The organism is Polaromonas sp. 39-63-25 (genome assembly GCF_002278925.1).
Lineage (GTDB): Bacteria > Pseudomonadota > Gammaproteobacteria > Burkholderiales > Burkholderiaceae_C > Polaromonas.
In genome coordinates this window covers 132,289-153,005 of record NZ_NCJH01000001.1, presented here as the reverse complement: position 1 = coordinate 153,005, position 20,717 = coordinate 132,289, and the positions used below count along the sequence as shown (strand labels likewise).

The following is a 20,717-nucleotide window of genomic DNA, read 5'->3' as shown; positions in this document are numbered from 1 at the left end:
ATCAAAACCATGCCCAAAACCAATCCGCCGGCCGACAAACGCAAGCCGGGCGCCCAAGCCGCTGCACGCAACACCGACACTGGCCCCGCGCACTTGCCCTCCGACACCGGTGCCGACCTGCCCGCAGAGAAGATGGCTCAGGTGGAGTCCCTGGTGGCGGCCATGCCGCACAACCCCACCAAAGCTGCCGAGCACGGCTTTGCCAACGCCATCGCCCCCCAGCGCGGGGCCACGGTAAAGCCCGAGTCGAGGCTGCCCGGCGGCAGCACCCTGACCGAGGAAAACGGCTCCGAAAAAACCGGCAGCGTCGCGCCGGAAGGCCTCAACGCCACCATCGAGCCGCTGGACCGCGTGCGCGTTGATTCGGCCGGCCGCGTCCTCACCACCAACCAGGGGGTGGCCATCGCCGACAACCAGAACTCCCTCAAGTTCGGTTTGCGTGGCCCGGCCCTGCTGGAAGACTTTGTGCTGCGGGAAAAACTCACCCACTTCGACCACGAGCGCATTCCCGAGCGCATCGTGCATGCGCGCGGCTCGGCTGCGCACGGTTTTTTCGAAGCTTATGAACCGCTGACGCGTTTCACCAAGGCGGCGCCGTTCAAGGAAGCCGGCAAGATCACCCCGGTGTTCGTGCGCTTTTCGACCGTGGCCGGCGAGCGCGGCTCCAAGGACACGGCGCGCGACGTGCGCGGCTTTGCCGTGAAGTTCTACACCGACGAGGGCAACTGGGACCTGGTCGGCAACAACATGCCGGTGTTTTTCATCCAGGATGCGATGAAGTTTCCCGACCTGGTGCACGCCGTGAAACCCGAGCCGCACCACCAGATGCCGCAAGCCGCCAGTGCGCACGACACCTTCTGGGACTTCGTCTCTCTGATGCCCGAGTCCACCCACATGCTGATGTGGGTGATGTCCGACCGCGCCATCCCGCGCAGTTACGCCACCATGCAGGGTTTCGGGGTACACAGCTACCGCTTTGTCAACGAGGCGGGCGAGTCGGTGTTCGTCAAGTTCCACTGGGAGCCGAAATACGGAACGCACTCCCTGGTGTGGGACGAGGCGGTGAAGATCTCGGGCGCCGACCCCGACTTCCACCGCCGCGACCTGTGGGAACGCATCGAATCCGGCGCTTACCCCGAATGGGAACTGGGCGTGCAGATCTTCACCGAAGCGCAGGCGGAGGAATTCAGCTTCGACATCCTGGATGCCACCAAGCTCATACCGGAAGAACTGGTGCCGGTGCAGAAGGTCGGCCGCATGGTGCTCAACCGCAACCCCGACAATTTTTTTGCGGAAACCGAGCAGGTCGCTTTCTGTACTGCGCATGTGGTGCCGGGCATTGATTTTTCCAACGACCCCCTGCTGGCCGGGCGCATCCATTCCTACGTGGACACCCAGATCTCGCGGCTGGGCGGGCCCAACTTCCATGAGATCCCGATCAACGCGCCGATTGCCCAGGTACATAACAACCAGCGCGACGGCATGCACCGCCAGGCCATCCACCGCGGCCGGGTCGCCTATGAGCCCAACTCGCTGGCCGGCGGTTGCCCCTTCCAGGCCGGTGCGGCGCAAGGTTTTGTGTCGGTGGCCGCCCGCCTGCAGGCCAAAGAGGACCAGGCCAAGGTGCGCGGCAAGCCCGAGAAGTTTGCCGACCACTACACGCAGGCCACGCTGTTTTATGAAAGCCAGACGCCGGTCGAGCAGGCGCACATCGCGGCCGCCTTCCGCTTCGAGTTGAGCAAGGTCACCGTGCCGGCCATCCGCGAACGCATGGTGGGCTCGTTGCGCAATGCCTCGGAGGCGCTGGCGCGCGAGGTGGCCGACGGCTTGGGCATGGAGACCTTGCCGGCGGCGCTGCCGCGGGCACTCGCCAAGCCGGCCAAGCCCGAAGTCACGGTGTCGCCGACGCTGTCCCTGCTGGCCAGGCCCGGTGACGGCTCCATCCAGGGCCGCAAAGTGGCTGTTCTGGTCGCGCCCGGCGTGGCCGGCGACTCGATCGCGAAAGTGCAGGCCGCGCTGTTTGCGCAGGGCGCCGTGCCGCGCCTGGTGGCGCCGCGCATTGGACCGGTGGCCACGCTGGAAGGCGATACCCTGGAGGCGGACGCTTCCCTGGAAAATGAACCCGGCTTCCTGTTTGACGCCCTGGTGCTGCCCGACGGCGAGCAGGCGGCGGCGGCGCTGGCCAGGGATGGGCACACCATGGAGTTCATCAAGGACCAGTACCGCCACGGCAAAACCCTGCTGGTGCTGGGCGCCTCACGCGCCCTGATCGACAAGGCCGGGCTGCCGGCCACCTTGCCGGGCGGCAAGGCCGACCCCGGCCTGCTCATGGCCGACGCCGCCACGGCCTCCAGCACGATCGAGACTTTCATGGCTGCGCTCGCCGGGCCGCGTCATGCAGCAAGGGAAACCGACCCGCCCCTGGTCTGAGCCCCGGGCAGATGTAAAAAGCGGCCCTCGAGCCGCTTTTTTTTCAAGGTTGGCAGGCGCTTGAGCCTGCCCCGGTGATCACTCGACCTTGGCCTTATCGCGCAGGCCTTGCTGGAAGGCTGCGAGTTTTTGCTGTTGCATCTGCTGGGCGATCTGCGGCTTGAGTTCTTCAAACGGTGGCAGCTGGGCGGTGCGGATGTCGTCCACGCGGATGACGTGGTAACCGAACTGGGTTTTCACCGGCACGTCCGTCAGCTGGCCCTTGTTCATCTTGGTCATGGCCTCGGCAAACTCGGGCACATAGCTGCTCGGGTTGGCCCAGTCCAGGTCGCCGCCGTTGGCGCCGGAGCCGGCGTCTTTGGAAGACTTCTTGGCGATGTCTTCAAACTTGCCGCCTTTTTTCAGGCTGGCGATGATGGTCTTGGCTTCGTCTTCCTTTTCCACCAGGATGTGGCGCGCCTTGTATTCCTTGCCGCCGTTGGCTGCGACGAACTTGTCGTACTCGCCCTTGAGGTCGGCATCGGTCACCGGGTTTTTTTTCTGGAAATCGGCGAACAGCTCGCGGATCAGGATGGCCTGGCGGGCCAGTTCCATCTGCGCCTTGAAGTCGTCGCTGGCCGACAGGCCGAGTTTTTCGGCTTCCTGCATGAACACTTCGCGGGCAATGACTTCTTCCTTGATCTGGCCCTGCATTTCGGGCGTCACCGGACGGCCGGAGCGCGCCAGTTGCTGCGCCAGCGCGTCCACGCGGGCCTTGGGCACGGCCTTGCCGTTGACGATGGCAATGTTCTGGGCAAATGCACCCGATGCGCCCACAGCCATCAGGCCGGTCAGCGCGCTTGCCAGTAAAAGATGCTTTTTCATGGTTTCCTTGGGGACTCTTTGGAGGGGTAGAAAGCGGCCCCGTTTCCGGGGTGCCCAAATCAGGGCGGTTTAATGATTTCAATGGCCAGTGCATGCAGGCCCTGGTCTATGGAATTTTGCAGTGCATCATACACAAGCCGGTGGCAGGCCACGCGGCTTTTCCCGGCAAACGCCGGGCTCGCAATCCGCACGCGAAAGTGGCTGCCGAAGCCTTGGGCATTGGCGCCGGCGTGGCCGGCATGCGCCGCGCTTTCGTCGATCACTTCCAGCAGGCTCGGGCTCAGGCGCTCGCGCAACTGCTCCTCAAGCCAGGCCGCATGTACGGGCAGGGCGGTGGAGGGGGTAGATGGGGTGGAGGGCATCATGGCTCGGTCTTGACGTGTTTGTTCAGGAAAACCGCCTGTGCCAGCACAAAAACCAGCATCAGGCCCATGCCGCCGAACAGCTTGAAGTTGACCCAGGTGGCCGTGGGGAAGTTGAACGCCACCCACAGGTTGAGCACACCCATGACCGCGAAAAACGCGATCCAGCTGTAGTTGACCTTGCGCCAGATGGCGTCGGGCAGCGTCATCTGCGCGCCCATCAGCGACTGGATGCCGTTTTTGCCGAACACCAGCTGCCCGACCAGCAGCGCGCCGCCCATGACCCAGTAGAGCACCGTAGGTTTCCACTTGATGAAGCTTTCGCTGTGGAAATAGATCGTGGCACCGCCGAGCAGGGTCACCAGAGCCAGGCTGACCCAGAGCATGGTGTCTATCTTGCGGCCACGCGCCACCAGCCAGAGGATTTGTGCCAGGGTGGCCAGGATCACCACCACGGTGGCCAGCAGCACCGGCGCCTCGGCGGTGCCCACCACGCCGCCGGAGACCATGAAGCCAAGCCAGTCGGTCGCCGTCTGGGCCGACCAGGCGGTGTTGGCCTCGGCGTACTTGAACATGCCGAAGAAAAGAAGAATGGGCAGGAAATCGAACAGAATTTTCATGGGCAGATTATCAGGGGCAACGCCCCGTTCTTTTCAAGCAGGGGCCGCGGAACCGGCTTCGCCGGGCCGCAGGCGCAGCGCCCCCGAGGGGCTGGAGCCTGCGGCTCCAAAGCTGCTTGGGCAGCTTTGGACAGGCGACAGAGGCGAAGCGTCTCGCGAGCCGCGGCCTGCAAGGCCTCGCGCAGTACGCGCAGCGACAAGCGTGGGGGCTTTGTCACTTTTTCTGAAAATCAAGCGAGGCGGAATTCATGCAGTAGCGCAGGCCGGTGGGTGTGGGACCGTCCGGGAACACATGGCCCAGGTGGGCACCGCAATTGGCGCAGACTGTTTCGGTGCGTGTCATGCCGTAGGCGCGGTCCACATGTTCTTCGATCGCGCCTTCTTTGACTTCCTGTGAAAAGCTGGGCCAGCCGCAGCCCGCGTCAAACTTGGTCGAGGCGTCGAACAGTTCGGCGTCGCAGCAGATGCAGCGGTAGGTGCCCGGATCAAAGGTCTTGTCGTACTTGCCGGTGAAGGCGCGTTCGGTGGCCGCGTGGCGGGTCACATCGAAAGCACCGGGCTCGGCGCCCTTCTCGGCGAGCAGGGCTTTCCACTCGGCATCTGTTTTCTGGATTTTCGGGGGCATGGTTCTACCTTTCGAGACGATCTTTAATCCTGCTTACGAACTGCAGCTGATTTCGATGGAGGCCGCCCAGTCGGGCGGAAAACCGGCATGGCTGTCGTGGCCGGGATGTTCGTCAAATGGGGCCTGCAGCAGGGTCAGCAAGGTGTTGACCCCGGAAAAATCTTTTAGTTTCGCAGCCTGGATCGCCTGTTCGCCCAGATGGTTGCGCAACACGTACTTCGGATTGCTTTTAAGCATCAAATCGGCCACCAGCCCAATATCGGCGTGCGCAAGGCGCTCTGAATACTGTAGCGCCCAGGCATCGAAGGCGGGCCGGTCCAGAAACAGGTCGCGCACCGCTTCACGCCCCTGCGGCGTGCCGAAACGGCACAGGCGGCGCCAGAAGATGGTGTAGTCCACCTTGTCCGCGGCCAGCAGTTTGAAGGCGTTTTCGATCAGGGCCTTGTCTTGCGGGCGGGCATCCGCCAGGCCCAGCTTAGCGCGCATGCGGGCCTCCAGCGCCTCGGGGAAAACGGTCTTGTAGGACTCCAGCGCGGCCAGCGCCTGGCCCTGCGCCTCGATCAGCGGCAGCAGGGCCTGCCCCAGGCAAAACAGGTTCCAGTAGGCGATGTTGGGCTGCTTGTTGTAGGCGTAGCGGCCCTGGGTGTCCGAGTGGTTGCAGACGTGGCCGGGGTCAAACGCATCGAGAAACTGGAAAGGACCATAGTCGACGGTCAGTCCCAGGATGCTCATGTTGTCGGTGTTCATCACGCCGTGGCAAAAGCCGGTGGCTTGCCACGCCGCCATCAGGTGGGCCGTGCGTTCGCTGACGGCCTGCAGCAGGGCGGCATAAGGCTGGGCGCTCTCGCGGCAGGCCGGGTAAAAGTGGTCGATCACAAAATCGGCCAGCACCTTGAGCTGCCCGTGTTGGTCGCTGTAGCTGAAATGCTCGAAGTGTCCGAAGCGGATGAAACTCGGCGAGGTGCGTGTCACCACGGCCGCCGTTTCGATCTCTTCGCGGCGGACCCTGGCGTCAGACCCGGTGACACACAGGGCGCGTGTGGTCGGGATGCCCAGGCCGTGCATGGCCTCCGAACAGAGATATTCGCGGATCGAGCTGCGCAGCACGGCGCGGCCATCCCCCATGCGGGAGTAGGGCGTCATGCCGGCGCCCTTGAGCTGCACTTCCTGCGGTCCGTCGGGGGTGGAAATCTCGCCCAGCAGGATGGCCCGGCCATCACCAAGCTGGCCGGCCCACTGGCCGAACTGGTGGCCACTGTAGACACTGGCCAGAGGCTGCGAGCCCGCGGCCACCTGGTTGCCGGTGAACAGCGCCAGCGCTTCCTGCGATTCAAACCAGGCCTCGTCCAGACCCAGCTCGCGGGCCAAGGCCTGGTTGCGGCCGACCCAATAAGGTGCGGGCAGGGGGCTGGGAAGGCGGTCGGTATAAAAATCCGTGCCCAGCCGGGCAAAGCGGTTGGCCCATTTCAGGCCTGGGATCGCCGCAAGCGGCTCGCCGATGACAGAGTTCATGCGGTCATTGTCCTATGGCACAAGCAGCCCCGTGCCGGTGGGGTTAAAGGCGCGTCGGGGCATCCTTCGACAAGCTCAGGACGAGCGGAATTGCGCGAACGTGGACTTCGATCCCGACCAGCCGGGGCCGCGGAACCGGCTTCGCCGGGCCGCAGGCACAGCGGCCCCCTCGGGGGGCAGCGCAGTACGCGAAGTGACAAGCGTGGGGGCCTTATCCCTCGGTCCGGACAGCGTATGCGGCCAGGGCCTGTTCGTCGAGCATGGCGACACGGCCAAACTCCAGCGACACCAGGCCTTCCTGCTCCAGCGTCTTGAGGGCGCGGTTGACCGTCTGCCGCGACAGCCCGGCCAGGTGGCCGAGTTCTTCCTGCGACAGTACCAGCCGGCGCCGGCCCTGCCAGAACACCCGGGTCAGGTACAGGGCCACACGTTGCTCCGGGGAGCGCAGGCGCTCCGCCTCGATGAGGGTCATGGCCTGGCCCAGGCGCCGGTTCAGGTGCGCCACCAGAAAGTGGTTGAAGGGCAGGCTGTGGGCCAGCAAGTCATCAAACTGGGCGCGCGGCAGGCACAGCAGCAGGGTGTCGCGCAGGGCAATCACGTCATACCGGCGCGGCTCGGTTTTCAGGACCGAGCCCTCGCCAAACCATTCGCCGTCCGGCACCCCGAGAAAAGCCGACACCCGACCGGCGCAGGAGGTGCTTTGCAGCTTGACCAGCCCTGACAGCACGGCGTACCAGCCCTTGACCGGCGACCCCGCCGCCAGCATGACCTCGCCTTTGCGGCCCGACATCGTGAGGGTGCGCTCCAGCAGGCGGGTCTGGGTGTCGGCGGGCAGCGCGGCAAACCACGGCTGGCCGCGCAGAAAGCGGTGGTGCGGGAAAACGGCTTCTTCGAGTGACATGGGGGCGATTGTCTGCGCAGCCGCGGGGCACCCCCCTGGTTGGTAGGGGAATGTCCGGGCGTCATGGGGTTTGTACCTAGAAACTGTCGGAGCAACGACATCTCTTGCCGGCACCGGACGCGGCGGTGCACAGTGCGCCATGGCCATTCGCGTGGCGAGCCCGGCAACTGCCCGACCGTGATGCACGTCAAGAAAAACCGAGACACCTTCCCTGCGCTGTCGCCGAGGTGCTGATTGAGGCGCTGGTGGGGCCGGAATCCGCGTCGCGGGCGTTACCATGCATGCGGTTACCAGGTTGCCTAACGGCGCAGAATTTTTACCGGACAAGAAAGGAAACAAAACCATGTTGGGTTTGATGCAAAACCAGCCGCTGCTGATTTCATCGCTGATCGATTTTGCGGAGCGCCACCACGGCGATGCAGAGATTGTTTCGCGCCGTGTTGAAGGTGACATCCACCGCTACACCTACCGGGACGTGGCGCGCCGCTCGCGCCAGGTGGCCGGCGCACTGGACGCGCTCAAGCTGCAGTTCAGCGACCGGGTCGCCACGCTGGCCTGGAACGGCTACCGCCACCTCGAGCTGTATTTCGGCGTCAGCGGCTCCGGCCGTGTGCTGCACACGCTGAACCCGCGCCTGCACCCTGACCTGGTCGCCTGGATTGCCAACCACGCGGAAGACCAGGTGCTGTGTTTTGACATGTCCTTCCTCCCGCTGGTCCAGGCTTTCCATGCGAAATGCACGACCATCAAGCACTACATCGCGCTGTGTGATGCGGACAAGCTGCCCACGGACAGCGGCATTCCCAACCTGAGCAGCTACGAGGCCTGGATCGCCCCCCACTCGCCGGACTACAACTGGCCCAGTTTTGACGAAAACTCGGCCTCGAGCATGTGTTACACCAGCGGCACCACGGGCAACCCGAAAGCGGCGCTGTACAGCCACCGATCGACCATCCTGCATGCCTACGCCGCAGCGTTGCCGGACGTGATGTGCCTGAGCGCACGCGACTCCATCCTGCCGGTGGTGCCCATGTTCCACGTCAACGCCTGGGGCATCCCGTATTCAGCCGCGCTGACCGGTGCCAAGCTGGTGTTTCCCGGCCCGGCACTGGACGGCAAGTCGATTTATGAACTGATCGAAGCCGAGAAGGTGTCTTACGCCGCCGGCGTGCCCACCGTCTGGCAGATGATGCTGGGCCACATGAAGCCCGCCGGCCTGAAATTCTCGACGCTCAAGCGCACGGTCATTGGCGGCTCGGCCTGTCCGCCCGCGATGATCCACGCCTTCCAGGAAGACTACGGCGTCGAGGTGCTGCACGCCTGGGGCATGACCGAGATGTCGCCGCTGGGCACGCTGTGTACGCTGAAAAACAAGCACCTGGACATGTCGAAAGACGAGCAGATGAAGATTCGCCTGAAGCAGGGGCGGGCCATCTACGGCGTGGACATGAAAATTGTCGATCCCGAGGGCAAGGAAATCGTCTGGGACGGCAAGGCCTTCGGCGACCTGCATGTGAAGGGCCCGTGGATCGTCGCCGAGTACTTCAAGGGCGAGGGTGGCAACCCGCTGGTGGACGGCTGGTTTCCGACCGGCGACGTGGCCACCATCGACCCCGATGGCTACATGCAGATCACCGACCGCAGCAAGGACGTGATCAAGTCCGGCGGCGAGTGGATCAGCTCCATCGACATCGAAAACATCGCCGTGGCGCATCCTGCCGTGGCCATGGCGGCCTGCATTGGCGTGAGGCATCCCAAGTGGGACGAGCGCCCCATCATTGCCGTGGTGAAAAAGCCGGGCGCCGAAGTCACCCGCGAGGAATTGCTCAGTTTCTACGAAGGCAAGACGGCCAAGTGGCAGATTCCCGACGACGTCGTGTTTGTCGATGCCATTCCCCTGGGTGCGACCGGAAAAATGCTCAAGACACGCCTGCGCGAGCAGCTCAAGGACTACACCTTGCCCGGCCTGTGACGCCAACCTTGCCGCGGCCGGCAACCGGCCTGGCTGCGCGGTTCATTCCGCGCTGCAGAATGTCCGGATTTTTCTGCCGCGGCGCTTTGTCACCTGCGCGATAGCCAGGCCGGTTTTTACGGGCAATCCCCTACGCTGCAGCGCACAAAAACTTGTACTCTGCCTGTATCAGTTAACAAGGAGACATTTGATGAAATTGACCATGAAAATTGTTGCAGCGTCAGCCATGATGATGGTTGCCGGTGTGTCCTTCGCCCAAAAGGGCGAGACCGTCAAAATGGTCAGGATTGACCCGCTGACCGGGTTGCTCGGGCCGGTGGGCGTCAGCCAGATCAAGGGCTACCAGTTTTTTGCCGAAAAATTCAGCGGCGCCGGCAACCCGGCCGGCGTGAAGTTCGAAGTCACGCCCATCGACAACAAGCTCAGCCCCGCAGAAAGCCTGAACGCGCTGAAAGCCGCCATCGACCAGGGCGCGCGCTACATCATTCAGGGCAACGGTTCCTCGGTCGCCATGGCCCTGACGGATGCTGTCACCAAACACAATGAGCGCAATCCCGGCAAGGAAGTGCTTTATCTCAACGACTCGGCCGTGGACCCGGACCTGACCAACAGCAAGTGCAGCTACTGGCACTTCCGCTTTGATGCCGACACGTCGATGAAAATGGAAGCCATGTCCAGTTTCATGGCTGACCAGAAAGACATCAAAAAAGTCTACCTGCTGAACCAGAACTACTCCCACGGCCACCAGGTCGCCAAATACGCCAAGGAATCCCTGGCGCGCAAGCGTCCGGATATCCAGATCGTGGGCGAAGACCTGCATCCGCTGGCACAGACGCGCGACTTCGCACCCTACATCGCCAAGATCAAGGCTTCGGGCGCCGACACCGTGATCACCGGCAACTGGGGTTCCGACCTCTCGCTGCTGATCAAGGCCGCCAATGAAAACGGCTACACCGGCAAGTTCTTCACCTACTACGCCGGCGTCACGGGCACCCCGACCGCGCTGGGCAACAACGGTGCCGGCCGCGTCTACCAGATCGCCTACAACCACTACAACATGGGTGGGCAGATGGACAAGTGGATGAAGGAGTTCAACGCCAAGTACAACGACGACTTCTACACCGGCTCCACCATCCGTATCTTCGAGATGCTGGGCGCCGCCATGGCCAAGGCCAAATCCACTGATCCGGTGAAAGTGGCCGCCGCGATGGAAGGCCTGAAGGTCAAGAGCTTCAACGGTGAAGTCGAAATGCGCAAGACCGACCACCAGTTGCAGCAACCGCTGTACATGTCGGTCTGGCAAAAGGCAGACGCCAAGTACCCCTACAGCCCCGAGAAGACCGGTATGACGATGGCCCCGCTGAAGGAATACCCCAACTATGTCTCAAGCACGCCGACCAGCTGCCAGATGAAGCGCCCGTAATCAAAAGCGCTTGAAACAGAGCCCGAGCGGGTCTGCCGTATCGGGCTCTTTTATTTTTTACCGTTGAGGAAGGTCGGCAGGAATGGAGTTTTTCATCATCTCGATGCTGAACGGGCTGAGCTACGGGCTTTTGCTGTTCATGCTCAGTTCCGGGCTCACGCTGATTTTCAGCATGATGGGCGTCCTGAATTTTGCGCACGCCAGTTTTTACATGCTGGGCGCCTATGTGGGCTACACCGTGGCCCAGTTCGTCGGCTTCTGGCCGGCGCTGGTCGCCGTCCCCCTCGTGGTCGGTGCCCTGGGCGCATTGTTTGAGCGCCAGTTTTTGCGCAAGGTGCACAAGTTCGGGCATGTGCCCGAGCTCTTGATCACCTTCGGCCTGTCCTATGTGATTGTCGAGCTGGTGCAGCTGATCTGGGGCCGCATTGCCGTCGAGTTCCACCCGCCCGCCGTACTTCAGGGGCCTGTCTTCACCCTGATCAACGATTCCGTCAAGGGCCTGAGCCTGATCTGGGGTACCGCGCCTGCGGAGATGTGCAGCGCAGCCGATGCTGCCGTGCGGATTGTCTGCTCGCCGTTTCCCGCCACCCGGGGCTTCATGATGCTGGTCGCACTGGTGATGCTGGCTTCCGTCTGGCTGCTGCTGACCCGCACCCGCATCGGCATGGTGATCCAGGCCGCGCTGACACATCCGGAAGCGGTCGAGTCCCTGGGCCATAACGTGCCCCGCGTGTTCATGATGGTGTTCGGCGCGGGCTCCGCCCTGGCGGGTCTGGCGGGCGTGATCGGCGGCAGCACCTTTCTCACGGAACCGGCGATGGCCGCCACCGTGGGCTCCGTCATCTTCGTGGTGGTCGTGGTCGGCGGCATGGGCTCCCTGTCGGGGGCGTTCGTGGCGTCCTTGCTGATTGGCGTCATCCAGACCTTTGCCGTGGCTTTCGACTATTCGCTGGCGACCCTGGCGCAACAGATCGGCTTGCCGCTCAGCGCAGGCGTGGCTGACAACTCCTACATCAAGCTCACGCTGTCGCAGGTGGCGCCCATCCTTCCCTACCTGTTCCTGGTGCTCATCCTGATCTTCAGGCCCCGCGGCCTGCTGGGCAAGCGGGAGGGCTGATTCATGAAAAACCACTACCAATTTGCGCCGCTCAACATCGGGCGCTGGCTCACCTGGGGGCTGTTCGCCCTGGTTCTCGCCGTTGCGCCGCTGATGTTTGGCAGCGGGCTGGCCATGACGGTGCTGTCCCAGATGGGCATTGCCATCATCGCCTGCCTGTCCTACAACATGCTGCTGGGGCAGGGCGGCATGCTGAGTTTCGGCCATGCGGTGTACACCGGCCTGGGCTCGTTTCTGGCCATTCATGCGCTCAACAGTGTCGGCAACGGCTCCTTGCCGCTGCCGGTGTCGCTGGTGCCCATGGTGGGCGGGCTGGCCGGCGTGGGGTTTGCGGTGCTGTTCGGTTATGTCACCACCCGCAAGTCCGGCACGACTTTTGCCATGATCACGCTGGGCCTGGGTGAACTTGTTTTTGCGCTGTCGCTGATGATCCCGGAATTTTTTGGCGGGGAGGGTGGCGTGTCAGGCAACCGGGTGACCGGCGGTGCCAGGCTGGGTATCACCTTCGGTCCGCAGATCCAGGTGTATTACCTGATCGCCGCCTATACCTTCGTCGCCGTCGGCGCCATGTTCGCCTTCACGCGCACCCCGCTGGGCCGCATGCTCAATGCCGTGCGCGACAACCCGGAACGCGTGGAGTTTGTGGGTTACGACACCCAGAAGGTCCGCTACATCGCCTTCATCATTGCCGGCTTTTTTGCCGGCATCTCGGGCGGGCTGGCAGCGCTCAACTTCGAGATCGTCACCGCGGAAGTGGTCGGGGCCGCACGGTCGGGGGCCTACCTGCTGTTCACCTTCCTGGGTGGCGCCACCTTCTTTTTCGGGCCCATCATTGGCGCCATCCTCATGGTGCTGGCCTTTGTGCTGCTGTCCGAGTTCACCAAGGCCTGGCTGCTTTATCTGGGCCTGATTTTCCTGTTCATGGTCATGTACGCCCCGGGCGGCATTGCCAGCCTGATCATGATGAACCTGCGCGTGGCGATGTATGGCAAGCTCAGGCAGCTGTGGGTCAGCTACCTGGCGCTGGCGGTCACCGCGCTGGTTCTGCTGCTGGGCGCCGGCGCCATGATTGAAATGGTTTACCACCTGCAGCTCAACACCACGCTGGGGTCCCAGCTGGAATTCCTGGGCGTGTCGCTGGATGCCAAAAGCGTCAACAGCTGGTTCGGTGCGGCACTTGTCATGCTGACCGGACTCGGGCTGTTCGAGGTCACGCGCCGGCAGTTCCTGCATGAGTGGGGCGAGATCCAGGAATACATTGAAAAAGAAATCAAGCGCAGGGAAAGTCTATGAGCCCCCACGCTTGTCACTTCTTCCTTCCGTTCGTCCTGAGCCTGTCGAAGGATGCCCCCGGAAGTACGCTGATCCCGTGGTGAACGGCGCTCTGGCCCTGCATAAAACAATATGACCTACGCACTTGAACTCAAAGACCTGCGCAAGAGTTTCGGCAAGACCGAAATCATCCGCGGCGTCAATCTTGCAGTAACCGCCGGCGAACGGGTCGGCATCATCGGCCCGAACGGTGCGGGTAAATCCACGCTGTTCAACCTGATCAGCGGACGCTTCGCGCCTACCAGCGGCGAGGTGCTGCTCAACGGCCAGCGCATTGACGGCAAGAAGCCGTTCGAGATCAACCGGGCCGGCCTGTCGCGCAGCTTCCAGATCACCAACATCTTCCCCAAGCTCAGCGTGTTCGAGAACCTGCGCTGCGGCGTGCTCTGGAGTCTGGGCTACAAATACACCTTCCTGAAGTTCCTGGCCGACCTCGACGATGCGAACGAGCGCGCCGAGGAACTCATGCAGATGATCAAGCTCGACAAGAAGCGCGACGTGCTGGCCATCAACCTGACCTACGCGGAGCAGCGCGCGCTGGAGATCGGCATCACCATTGCCGGCGGCGCCAACGTCATCCTGCTCGACGAGCCGACCGCCGGCATGAGCCGCAGTGAGACCAGCCGCTTCATCAGCCTGATCAAGGAGGTGACGACCGGCAAGACCCTGCTCACGGTCGAGCACGACATGGGCGTGGTCTTCGGGCTGGCCGACAAGATCGCGGTGGTGGTCTATGGCGAAGTACTGGCCTTTGACGTGCCCGAAGCGGTACGCGCCAATCCCCGCGTGCAGGAGGCCTATCTGGGCTCTGCCGTGGCCGATTCCCAGGCGGGAGGACACTGAACATGCTCAAAATAGAAAACCTCCACGCCTATTACGGCAAGAGCCACGTTCTGCACGGGGTCCACTTTGGCGTCCAGCCCGGTGAAATTGTGGCCTTGCTGGGGCGCAACGGTTCGGGGCGCTCCACCACGGCCAAGGCCATCATGGGCCTGGTGGAGTGCGAAGGCGACATCCAGTGGAAAGGCAAGCGGATCACCGGGCAGAAGGCCTATGAGATCGCCCACCTGGGCATCGGGTATGTGCCGGAGAACCGCGACATCTTCCCGACGCTCACCGTGCACCAGAACCTGATGCTGGGCCAGAAGGGCAAGGGCAAGGGCAGCCGCTGGTCGTTTGAAGACATGTACCAGATGTTCCCGCGCCTCAGGGAACGCCAGCACACCGAGGCCGGCGTGCTGTCCGGCGGCGAGCAGCAGATGCTCACGCTGTGCCGCGCGCTGATGGGCGACCCGGACCTGATCATCATCGACGAGCCGACCGAAGGACTGGCGCCCAAGATTGTCGAACTGGTGGGCCAGTACCTGCAGACCCTGAAGGCCAAGGGGATTTCGGTACTGCTGATCGAGCAGAAGCTGACAATTGCCATGGCGATTTCAGACCGGGCGCTGGTCATGGGTCATGGCAGCATCGTGTTTGAGGGCACGCCGGAGAGCCTGCGCGCTGACGCCTACACCCGCAAGGAGTGGCTGGAAGTCTGAGGCAGGCTTTGTCACGACAGGGACAAGTCAGGCGCCGGCAAGGCTTGCGGTGCCTGGTCAGCCTTCTACAATGGCAAATAGAACGGTCGTACTATTTTGGACGCCAAACCGTTTGAGAATCATCACCTGATCCCGCCAACGGCCGGGTAACACGCAACAAAGGAAAAGCAAATGACAGCCAAATACGAAGTCCACGGCAGTGTCGCGGTGATCACCCTCGACAACCCACCGGTCAACGGCCTGGGTTATGCCACCCGGGTGGGCATCACCGACAGCCTGCAAAAAGCCAACGCCGATGCGGCCGTCAAATCCATTGTGCTCACCGGTGCAGGCAAGGCTTTTTCCGGCGGCGCCGACATCAAGGAGTTCGGCTCGCCAAAAGCGCTGGCCGAACCCAACCTGCTCAGCGTCATCTTGGCCGTGGAAAACTCGTCCAAGCCCGTGGTAGCAGCAGTGCACTCGGTGTGTATGGGCGGCGGGCTGGAGCTCGCGCTCGGCTGCCACTACCGCATCGCGGCGCCCGGCACCAACGTGGCCTTGCCTGAAGTCAAGCTCGGCCTGATCCCCGGCGCCGGCGGCACACAGCGGTTGCCGCGCGCGCTCGGTGTCGAGCCGGCGCTGAACATGATCGTCAGCGGCGAGCCGGTCAAGAGTGAGTTGCTGGCCCAGATCCCGGGCCAGAAGCTGTTTGACAGGATGGCTGCCTCCGCTGAATCACTGGCCCAGGAAGCGCTGGCCTTTGCCCAGGCCGTGTCCGACACGCGCCCCTTGCCATTGGTGCGCAACCTGCCTTGCAAACACCCCGGCGGTGACGCCTACTTCCAGTTTGCGCGCAACATGGTCAAGGGCATGGCGAAAAACTTCCCGGCCCCGGTCAAGTGTGTGGATGCCGTGGAAGCTGCGACAAAGAAAAAATTCGACGAAGGCATGCTGTTTGAACGCGAGATCTTCATCAACCTGATGTGGACCCCGGAAAGCAAGGCGCTGCGCCATATTTTCGCAGCTGAGCGTGCCGCGTCCAAAATTCCGGATGTGCCGGAAGTTACACCCAAACGAGAGATCAAGTCCATCGCTGTCATTGGCGCCGGCACCATGGGCGGTGGCATTGCCATGAATTTCCTGAACGCCGGCATCCCCGTCAAGATGCTGGAGATGAAGCAGGAAGCGCTGGACAAGGGCCTTGCCACCATCCGCAAGAACTACGAAGCCCAGGTCAAGAAAGGCAAGCTCAAGCAGGACAAATACGAGCAGCGCATGGGCCTGCTCAGCACCACGCTGAGCTACGACGAGCTGAAAGACGCGGACATGGTGATCGAGGCCGTGTTCGAGGAAATGGGCGTCAAGGAAAAAGTATTCAAGGAACTCGACCGCGTGATGAAGCCCGGCGCCATCCTGGCCTCCAACACTTCGACGCTGGACGTCAACAAGATCGCGGCCTTCACCAAGCGTCCCCAGGACGTGGTCGGCATGCATTTCTTCAGCCCGGCCAATGTGATGAAGCTGCTTGAAGTCATTCGCGGTGAGAAGACCGCCAAGGACGTACTGGCTACGGTGATGGCTGTCAGCAAGAAGATCAGGAAAACCGCCGTGGTGTCCGGCGTCTGCGACGGCTTCATCGGCAACCGCATGATCGAGCAGTACGGCCGCCAGGGCGGCTTCCTGCTCGACGAAGGCTGCACGCCCGCGCAGGTCGACAAAGCCATGGAGAAATTCGGCATGGCCATGGGCCCGTTCCGAATGGGCGATCTGGCCGGCAACGACATCGGCTGGGCCATCCGCAAACGCCGCTACCAGGAAAAGCCGGACATGAAATACAGCAAGACCGCCGATCTGCTGTGCGAGAAGGGCCGCTTCGGCCAGAAAACCGGTGCGGGTTGGTACGACTACGTGCCCGGCAAGCGCGATGCGATTCCGAATGCCGAAGTGGTCAAGATGATTGAAGACCACCGCGCATCGCTGGGCATCACGCCACGCAAGATTTCCGACGAGGAAATCGTGCAGCGCCTGGTTTACGCGCTGGTCAACGAGGCGGCGCACATTCTGGAAGAGGGCATTGCGTCCAGGGCCAGCGACATCGACATGGTCTACCTCATGGGTTACGGCTTCCCGATCTACCGCGGCGGCCCCATGAATTACGCCGACCAGGTGGGCCTGTTCAACGTGGTGCAGAGCATGAAGCGTTTTGCCCAGAATCCACTGGACGACGCCAAGTTCTGGCAACCGGCACCGCTGCTGGCCAAGCTGGCCGCCGAAGGCAAGACGTTCAATTAATTCACGGAGATTTTCATGACTTCAGCTGTAATCGTTTCCACCGCCCGCACCCCCCTGGCCAAAAGCTGGAAGGGCTCCTTCAACATGACCCATGGGGCCACCCTGGGCGGCCACGCGGTTGAACACGCGATCCAGCGCGCCGGCATCGAGGCCGGCGAGGTCGAGGACGTGATCATGGGCTGCGCCAACCCCGAAGGCGCGACGGGCGCCAACATTGCGCGCCAGATCGCGCTGCGCGCCGGCTGCCCCATCACCGTGTCGGGCATGACCGTCAACCGTTTCTGCTCGTCCGGCCTGCAGACCATTGCCCTGGCCGCGCAGCGCATCATTGCCGGTGAAGCCGACATTTATGTGGCCGGTGGCGTTGAGAGCATTTCCTGCGTGCAGCAGGAAATGAACACCCACATGCTGGCCGACCCGTGGCTGGTCAAGAACAAGCCCGAGATTTACTGGAACATGCTGCAGACGGCCGAGCAGGTCGCCAAGCGTTACGGCATCTCGCGCGAGCAGATGGACGAATACGGCGCCGCCAGCCAGCAAAAAGCCTCGGCAGCCCTGGCTGCCGGCCTGTTCGACGCGGAAATTGCACCGATCACCGTCACCATGGGTGTGGCCGACGCCGTGATGGGCCTGACCACCAAGCAGGTGACGGTCAGCAAGGATGAAGGCATTCGCGAAGGCACGACCAAGGAAGGCATCAGCGGCATCAAGCCCGCCGTTCCCGGCGGCGTGATCTCGGCCGGCAATGCAAGCCAGTTCTCCGACGGCGGCGGCGCTGTGGTGGTGATGGATGAAAAAGTGGCCGAGAAAAAAGGCCTGGCACCGCTGGGCCGCTTCCTCGGTTTTGCGGTTGCCGGCTGCGAGCCTGACGAAATGGGCATCGGCCCGGTCTACGCCATCCCCAAGGTGCTGGCGCGCCTGGGCCTGAAGGTCAGCGACATCGACCTGTGGGAGCTCAACGAAGCGTTTGCCGTGCAGGTGATTTATTGCCGCGACAAGCTGGGCATTCCGATGGACAAGCTCAACGTCAACGGCGGCGCGATTGCGGTCGGCCACCCCTACGGCGTCAGCGGCCAGCGCCTGACCGGCCACGCGCTGATCGAAGGCAAGCGCCGCGGTGCCAAACGTGTCTGCGTGACCATGTGTATTGGCGGCGGCATGGGTGCGGCCGGCATTTTCGAAGTCCTGTAAGAGGCGGGCAACGCATGGATGAAACCCTGCTCCTTCAGAAAGGGCAGGCGTTTCTGGCCCTGCAGCCTTTCAGTGTGTTAATAGGCGCCGAGCTGCATGCCTTGTCCGTCGGGCGCTGCGAACTTCAGGTGCCGATAGCGCCGAACATCCTTCAGCAAAACGGTTTTGTGCACGGCGGCGTGGTCAGTTACGCGGCCGACAACGCGCTGACCTATGCCGGCGGCACGACTCTGGACTGGGCCGTCGTCACCTCCGAATTCAAGATCAACTATGTGCGGCCCGCGGTCGGCGAGCGCCTGATTGCGCGCGCCGAGGCGGTGCATGTCGGCAAATCGCAGGCAGTGTGCCGCTGCGACGTGTTTGTGGTGGTGGGCGGCCAGGAAAAACTCTGCGCCGTGGCCCAAGGCACGATCGTCCGGCTGCCAGGCAAAAGCAGCGTCACCTGAACTTCCTCCAGATCGGATACCCATGAGCCTGAGACCCACCCTTGATTTCCTGCTCTACCAGTGGCTGGGCGCCGAGTCGCTGAACCAGCGCGAGCGTTTTTCCGACCATTCGCGCGAAACCTTCGACGCGGTGTTCGACACCTGCGAACGTATCGCGCGGGAAAAATTTGCGCCTTTCAACCGGCTGGTCGATACCCAGGAGCCGCATTTCGACGGCGAAAAAGTCATTCTGCCGCAGGCCACACATGACGCGCACAAAGCCTACGCCGGCTCCGGCATGCTCAGCGCCGCGCAGGATTACGACGAAGGCGGCATGCAGCTGCCTTACACCATCGAGGCGGCGGCCAACTGCTTTTTCGCCATGGCCTCGGTCAGCATAGGCTCCAGCCTGCTGACCAAGGGCAACGCCAACCTGCTGCTGGTGCACGGCACCGAAGCGCAGAAAGAGGTGTTTGCACGCAACGAGTTTTCCGGGCGTTTTTCCGGCACCATGTGCCTGTCCGAGCCGCAGGCCGGTTCCTCGCTGAGCGACATCACGACACGCGCCGTGCCGGACGGTGACAACTTCGAAGCCGAGGCGCTGGGCCCGCGCTACCGGCTTACCGGCAACAAGATGTGGATCTCGAGCGGTGAACACGAGCTCACCGAAAACATCATCCACCTGGTGCTGGCCAAGATCCCCGGGCCGGACGGCAAGCTGATTCCCGGCACACGCGGCATCTCGCTGTTCATCGTGCCCAAGAAAATGGTGGGCACCGATGGCCAGCTGACCGGCGAACGCAATGACGTGGCGCTGGCCGGCCTGAACCACAAGCTGGGCTGGCGCGGCACCACGAACACGCTGCTCAACTTCGGCGAAGGCAAATACCCGGTCCCTTCGGCAGGCTCAGGACGACCGGTTGCAGGCGCCGTCGGTTACCTGGTCGGCAAGCCGCATGAAGGCCTGCGCTGCATGTTCCACATGATGAACGAGGCCCGCATCGGCGTCGGGACGGCGGCCGTCATGCTGGGCATGGCCGGGTACTACGCGTCACTGGACTATGCGAAGAACCGGCCGCAGGGCAGGCCGGTGGGACCGGCGGGCAAGGACTCGGCCCAGCCGCAGGTGCGCATCATCGAACATGCCGATGTCAAACGCATGCTGCTGGCGCAAAAGGCCTATTGCGAAGGTGCGTTGGCGCTGGAACTGTATTGCGCCCGCCTGGTGGACGAGCAGCACACCGCCGAAGCGCAGGCGGCCGATGAGGCCCGGCTGCTGCTGGAGGTGCTGACGCCGATCGCCAAAAGCTGGCCCAGCGAATGGTGTCTGGAGGCCAATTCACTGGCCATCCAGATCCACGGCGGCTACGGTTACACGCGTGACTTCCCCGTCGAACAGTACTGGCGCGACAACCGCCTGAACATGATCCATGAAGGCACGCACGGCATCCAGGCCACCGACCTGCTGGGCCGCAAGGTGCTGATGGAGGGCGGCAAGGGCCTGCAGTTGCTGGCCGCGCGTATCAGCGCCACGATAACGCGCGCCGCCCAGGTGCCGGAACTCGCGGCATATGCCAAGGCGCTGGGCCAGGCGCTGCAGCAGGTCGGCACGACCACCCAGGCCGCCTGGGCCACCGGCAACCCGCAGGATGCGCAGGCCAACGCCGTCCCTTATATGCAAGGCTTCGGCCACACCGTGCTGGCCTGGATCTGGCTCGATGTGGCGCTTGCCGCGCTGCAGGCCGATGCTACAAAATCCATAGCTGTTACCGCCGGTAAATTGGGCGCGGTGCGCTACTTTTATCACTACGAATTGCCTAAAATCGACGCTTGGCTCCAGGTGGTTGCAGACCGCGACCTGACCTGTGCCGACTTGCCGGAGGAGGCGTTCTGATGGGATTTTTCAAGGAATCGGGTAGCACCACGTCGAGCAAGTCGATTGCCCGGCTGCAGCAGCTGATCTGGATCCTGATTTACGGCGGGCTGCTCACGCTGGTGCTGGGCCTGTCGGTGCAGCGCATGGATGCCGCCCTCGGCTGGTCCATGGTGGTCGCTGGCGGCATCGCGGCGGCCATCGGTTTTGTGCTGATCTACGTGCGTTCCCGCCTGACCAGCAGCGACTGACCCGTCC

18 protein-coding genes are annotated in these 20,717 nt (G+C 63.0%); 12 read left to right on the top strand and 6 right to left on the bottom strand.

Annotated elements, in window-relative coordinates; translation table 11 throughout:
• The first annotated feature begins 9 nt into the window (after positions 1 to 9).
• Positions 10 to 2,430 carry a catalase gene (locus B7X65_RS00765; protein ID WP_293592088.1) on the top strand — a complete coding sequence of 807 codons (2,421 nt, stop codon included), beginning with the start codon at positions 10 to 12 and terminating at the stop codon, positions 2,428 to 2,430.
• 78 nt (positions 2,431 to 2,508) lie between these two features.
• On the opposite strand, the gene B7X65_RS00760 is transcribed toward B7X65_RS00765, so the two are convergent.
• From B7X65_RS00760 to B7X65_RS00735, 6 genes are all read right to left on the bottom strand, one after another.
• Positions 2,509 to 3,294: a peptidylprolyl isomerase gene (locus B7X65_RS00760; protein WP_293592087.1), complete on the bottom strand. Its 786-nt coding sequence runs from the start codon at positions 3,292 to 3,294 to the stop codon at positions 2,509 to 2,511.
• A gap of 59 nt (positions 3,295 to 3,353) precedes the next feature.
• Positions 3,354 to 3,656, bottom strand: a complete 303-nt coding sequence (locus tag B7X65_RS00755) for a BolA family transcriptional regulator (protein WP_293592435.1) — start codon at positions 3,654 to 3,656, stop codon at positions 3,354 to 3,356.
• Positions 3,656 to 4,276 carry a septation protein A gene (locus B7X65_RS00750; protein WP_293592086.1) on the bottom strand — a complete coding sequence of 207 codons (621 nt, stop codon included), beginning with the start codon at positions 4,274 to 4,276 and terminating at the stop codon, positions 3,656 to 3,658. The genes B7X65_RS00755 and B7X65_RS00750 overlap by 1 nt, the downstream gene beginning before the upstream one ends.
• Before the next feature lie 214 nt (positions 4,277 to 4,490).
• Positions 4,491 to 4,901 carry a peptide-methionine (R)-S-oxide reductase MsrB gene (msrB, locus tag B7X65_RS00745; RefSeq protein WP_293592085.1) on the bottom strand — a complete coding sequence of 137 codons (411 nt, stop codon included), beginning with the start codon at positions 4,899 to 4,901 and terminating at the stop codon, positions 4,491 to 4,493.
• A gap of 33 nt (positions 4,902 to 4,934) precedes the next feature.
• The gene (locus B7X65_RS00740) at positions 4,935 to 6,413 is read right to left on the bottom strand and encodes a YdiU family protein (RefSeq protein ID WP_293592084.1); all 1,479 of its coding nucleotides are present in this window, start codon (positions 6,411 to 6,413) and stop codon (positions 4,935 to 4,937) included.
• A gap of 211 nt (positions 6,414 to 6,624) precedes the next feature.
• On the bottom strand, positions 6,625 to 7,314 hold the full coding sequence (locus B7X65_RS00735) for a Crp/Fnr family transcriptional regulator (protein WP_293592083.1): 690 nt from the start codon (positions 7,312 to 7,314) through the stop codon (positions 6,625 to 6,627).
• Positions 7,315 to 7,657: 343 nt separating this feature from the next.
• Between B7X65_RS00735 and B7X65_RS00730 the strand changes: the two genes are divergently transcribed.
• From B7X65_RS00730 to B7X65_RS00680, 11 genes are all read left to right on the top strand, one after another.
• A complete protein-coding gene (locus B7X65_RS00730; protein ID WP_293592082.1) occupies positions 7,658 to 9,286 on the top strand; it encodes a 3-(methylthio)propionyl-CoA ligase in 1,629 nt (542 codons plus the stop codon).
• Between the two features lie 190 nt (positions 9,287 to 9,476).
• Positions 9,477 to 10,709: a branched-chain amino acid ABC transporter substrate-binding protein gene (locus tag B7X65_RS00725; protein WP_293592081.1), complete on the top strand. Its 1,233-nt coding sequence runs from the start codon at positions 9,477 to 9,479 to the stop codon at positions 10,707 to 10,709.
• An 82-nt stretch (positions 10,710 to 10,791) separates the two neighbouring features.
• On the top strand, positions 10,792 to 11,826 hold the full coding sequence (locus B7X65_RS00720) for a branched-chain amino acid ABC transporter permease (RefSeq protein ID WP_293592080.1): 1,035 nt from the start codon (positions 10,792 to 10,794) through the stop codon (positions 11,824 to 11,826).
• 3 nt (positions 11,827 to 11,829) lie between these two features.
• Entirely contained in the window at positions 11,830 to 13,119 is a 1,290-nt protein-coding gene (locus B7X65_RS00715) for a branched-chain amino acid ABC transporter permease (protein ID WP_293592079.1), read from the top strand.
• Between the two features lie 111 nt (positions 13,120 to 13,230).
• A complete protein-coding gene (locus B7X65_RS00710; RefSeq protein ID WP_293592078.1) occupies positions 13,231 to 14,001 on the top strand; it encodes an ABC transporter ATP-binding protein in 771 nt (256 codons plus the stop codon).
• Between the two features lie 2 nt (positions 14,002 to 14,003).
• Positions 14,004 to 14,699: an ABC transporter ATP-binding protein gene (locus B7X65_RS00705; RefSeq protein WP_293592077.1), complete on the top strand. Its 696-nt coding sequence runs from the start codon at positions 14,004 to 14,006 to the stop codon at positions 14,697 to 14,699.
• 171 nt (positions 14,700 to 14,870) lie between these two features.
• Positions 14,871 to 16,970: a 3-hydroxyacyl-CoA dehydrogenase NAD-binding domain-containing protein gene (locus tag B7X65_RS00700; protein ID WP_293592076.1), complete on the top strand. Its 2,100-nt coding sequence runs from the start codon at positions 14,871 to 14,873 to the stop codon at positions 16,968 to 16,970.
• Between the two features lie 15 nt (positions 16,971 to 16,985).
• Positions 16,986 to 18,161, top strand: coding sequence for an acetyl-CoA C-acyltransferase (locus tag B7X65_RS00695; RefSeq protein ID WP_293592075.1), 1,176 nt, complete (start codon positions 16,986 to 16,988; stop codon positions 18,159 to 18,161).
• Positions 18,162 to 18,175: 14 nt separating this feature from the next.
• Positions 18,176 to 18,607, top strand: coding sequence for a PaaI family thioesterase (locus B7X65_RS00690; RefSeq protein ID WP_293592074.1), 432 nt, complete (start codon positions 18,176 to 18,178; stop codon positions 18,605 to 18,607).
• 22 nt (positions 18,608 to 18,629) lie between these two features.
• The gene (locus tag B7X65_RS00685; protein WP_293592073.1) at positions 18,630 to 20,480 is read left to right on the top strand and encodes an acyl-CoA dehydrogenase; all 1,851 of its coding nucleotides are present in this window, start codon (positions 18,630 to 18,632) and stop codon (positions 20,478 to 20,480) included.
• The gene (locus B7X65_RS00680) at positions 20,480 to 20,710 is read left to right on the top strand and encodes a hypothetical protein (protein ID WP_293592072.1); all 231 of its coding nucleotides are present in this window, start codon (positions 20,480 to 20,482) and stop codon (positions 20,708 to 20,710) included. The genes B7X65_RS00685 and B7X65_RS00680 overlap by 1 nt, the downstream gene beginning before the upstream one ends.
• Positions 20,711 to 20,717: the final 7 nt, after the last annotated feature.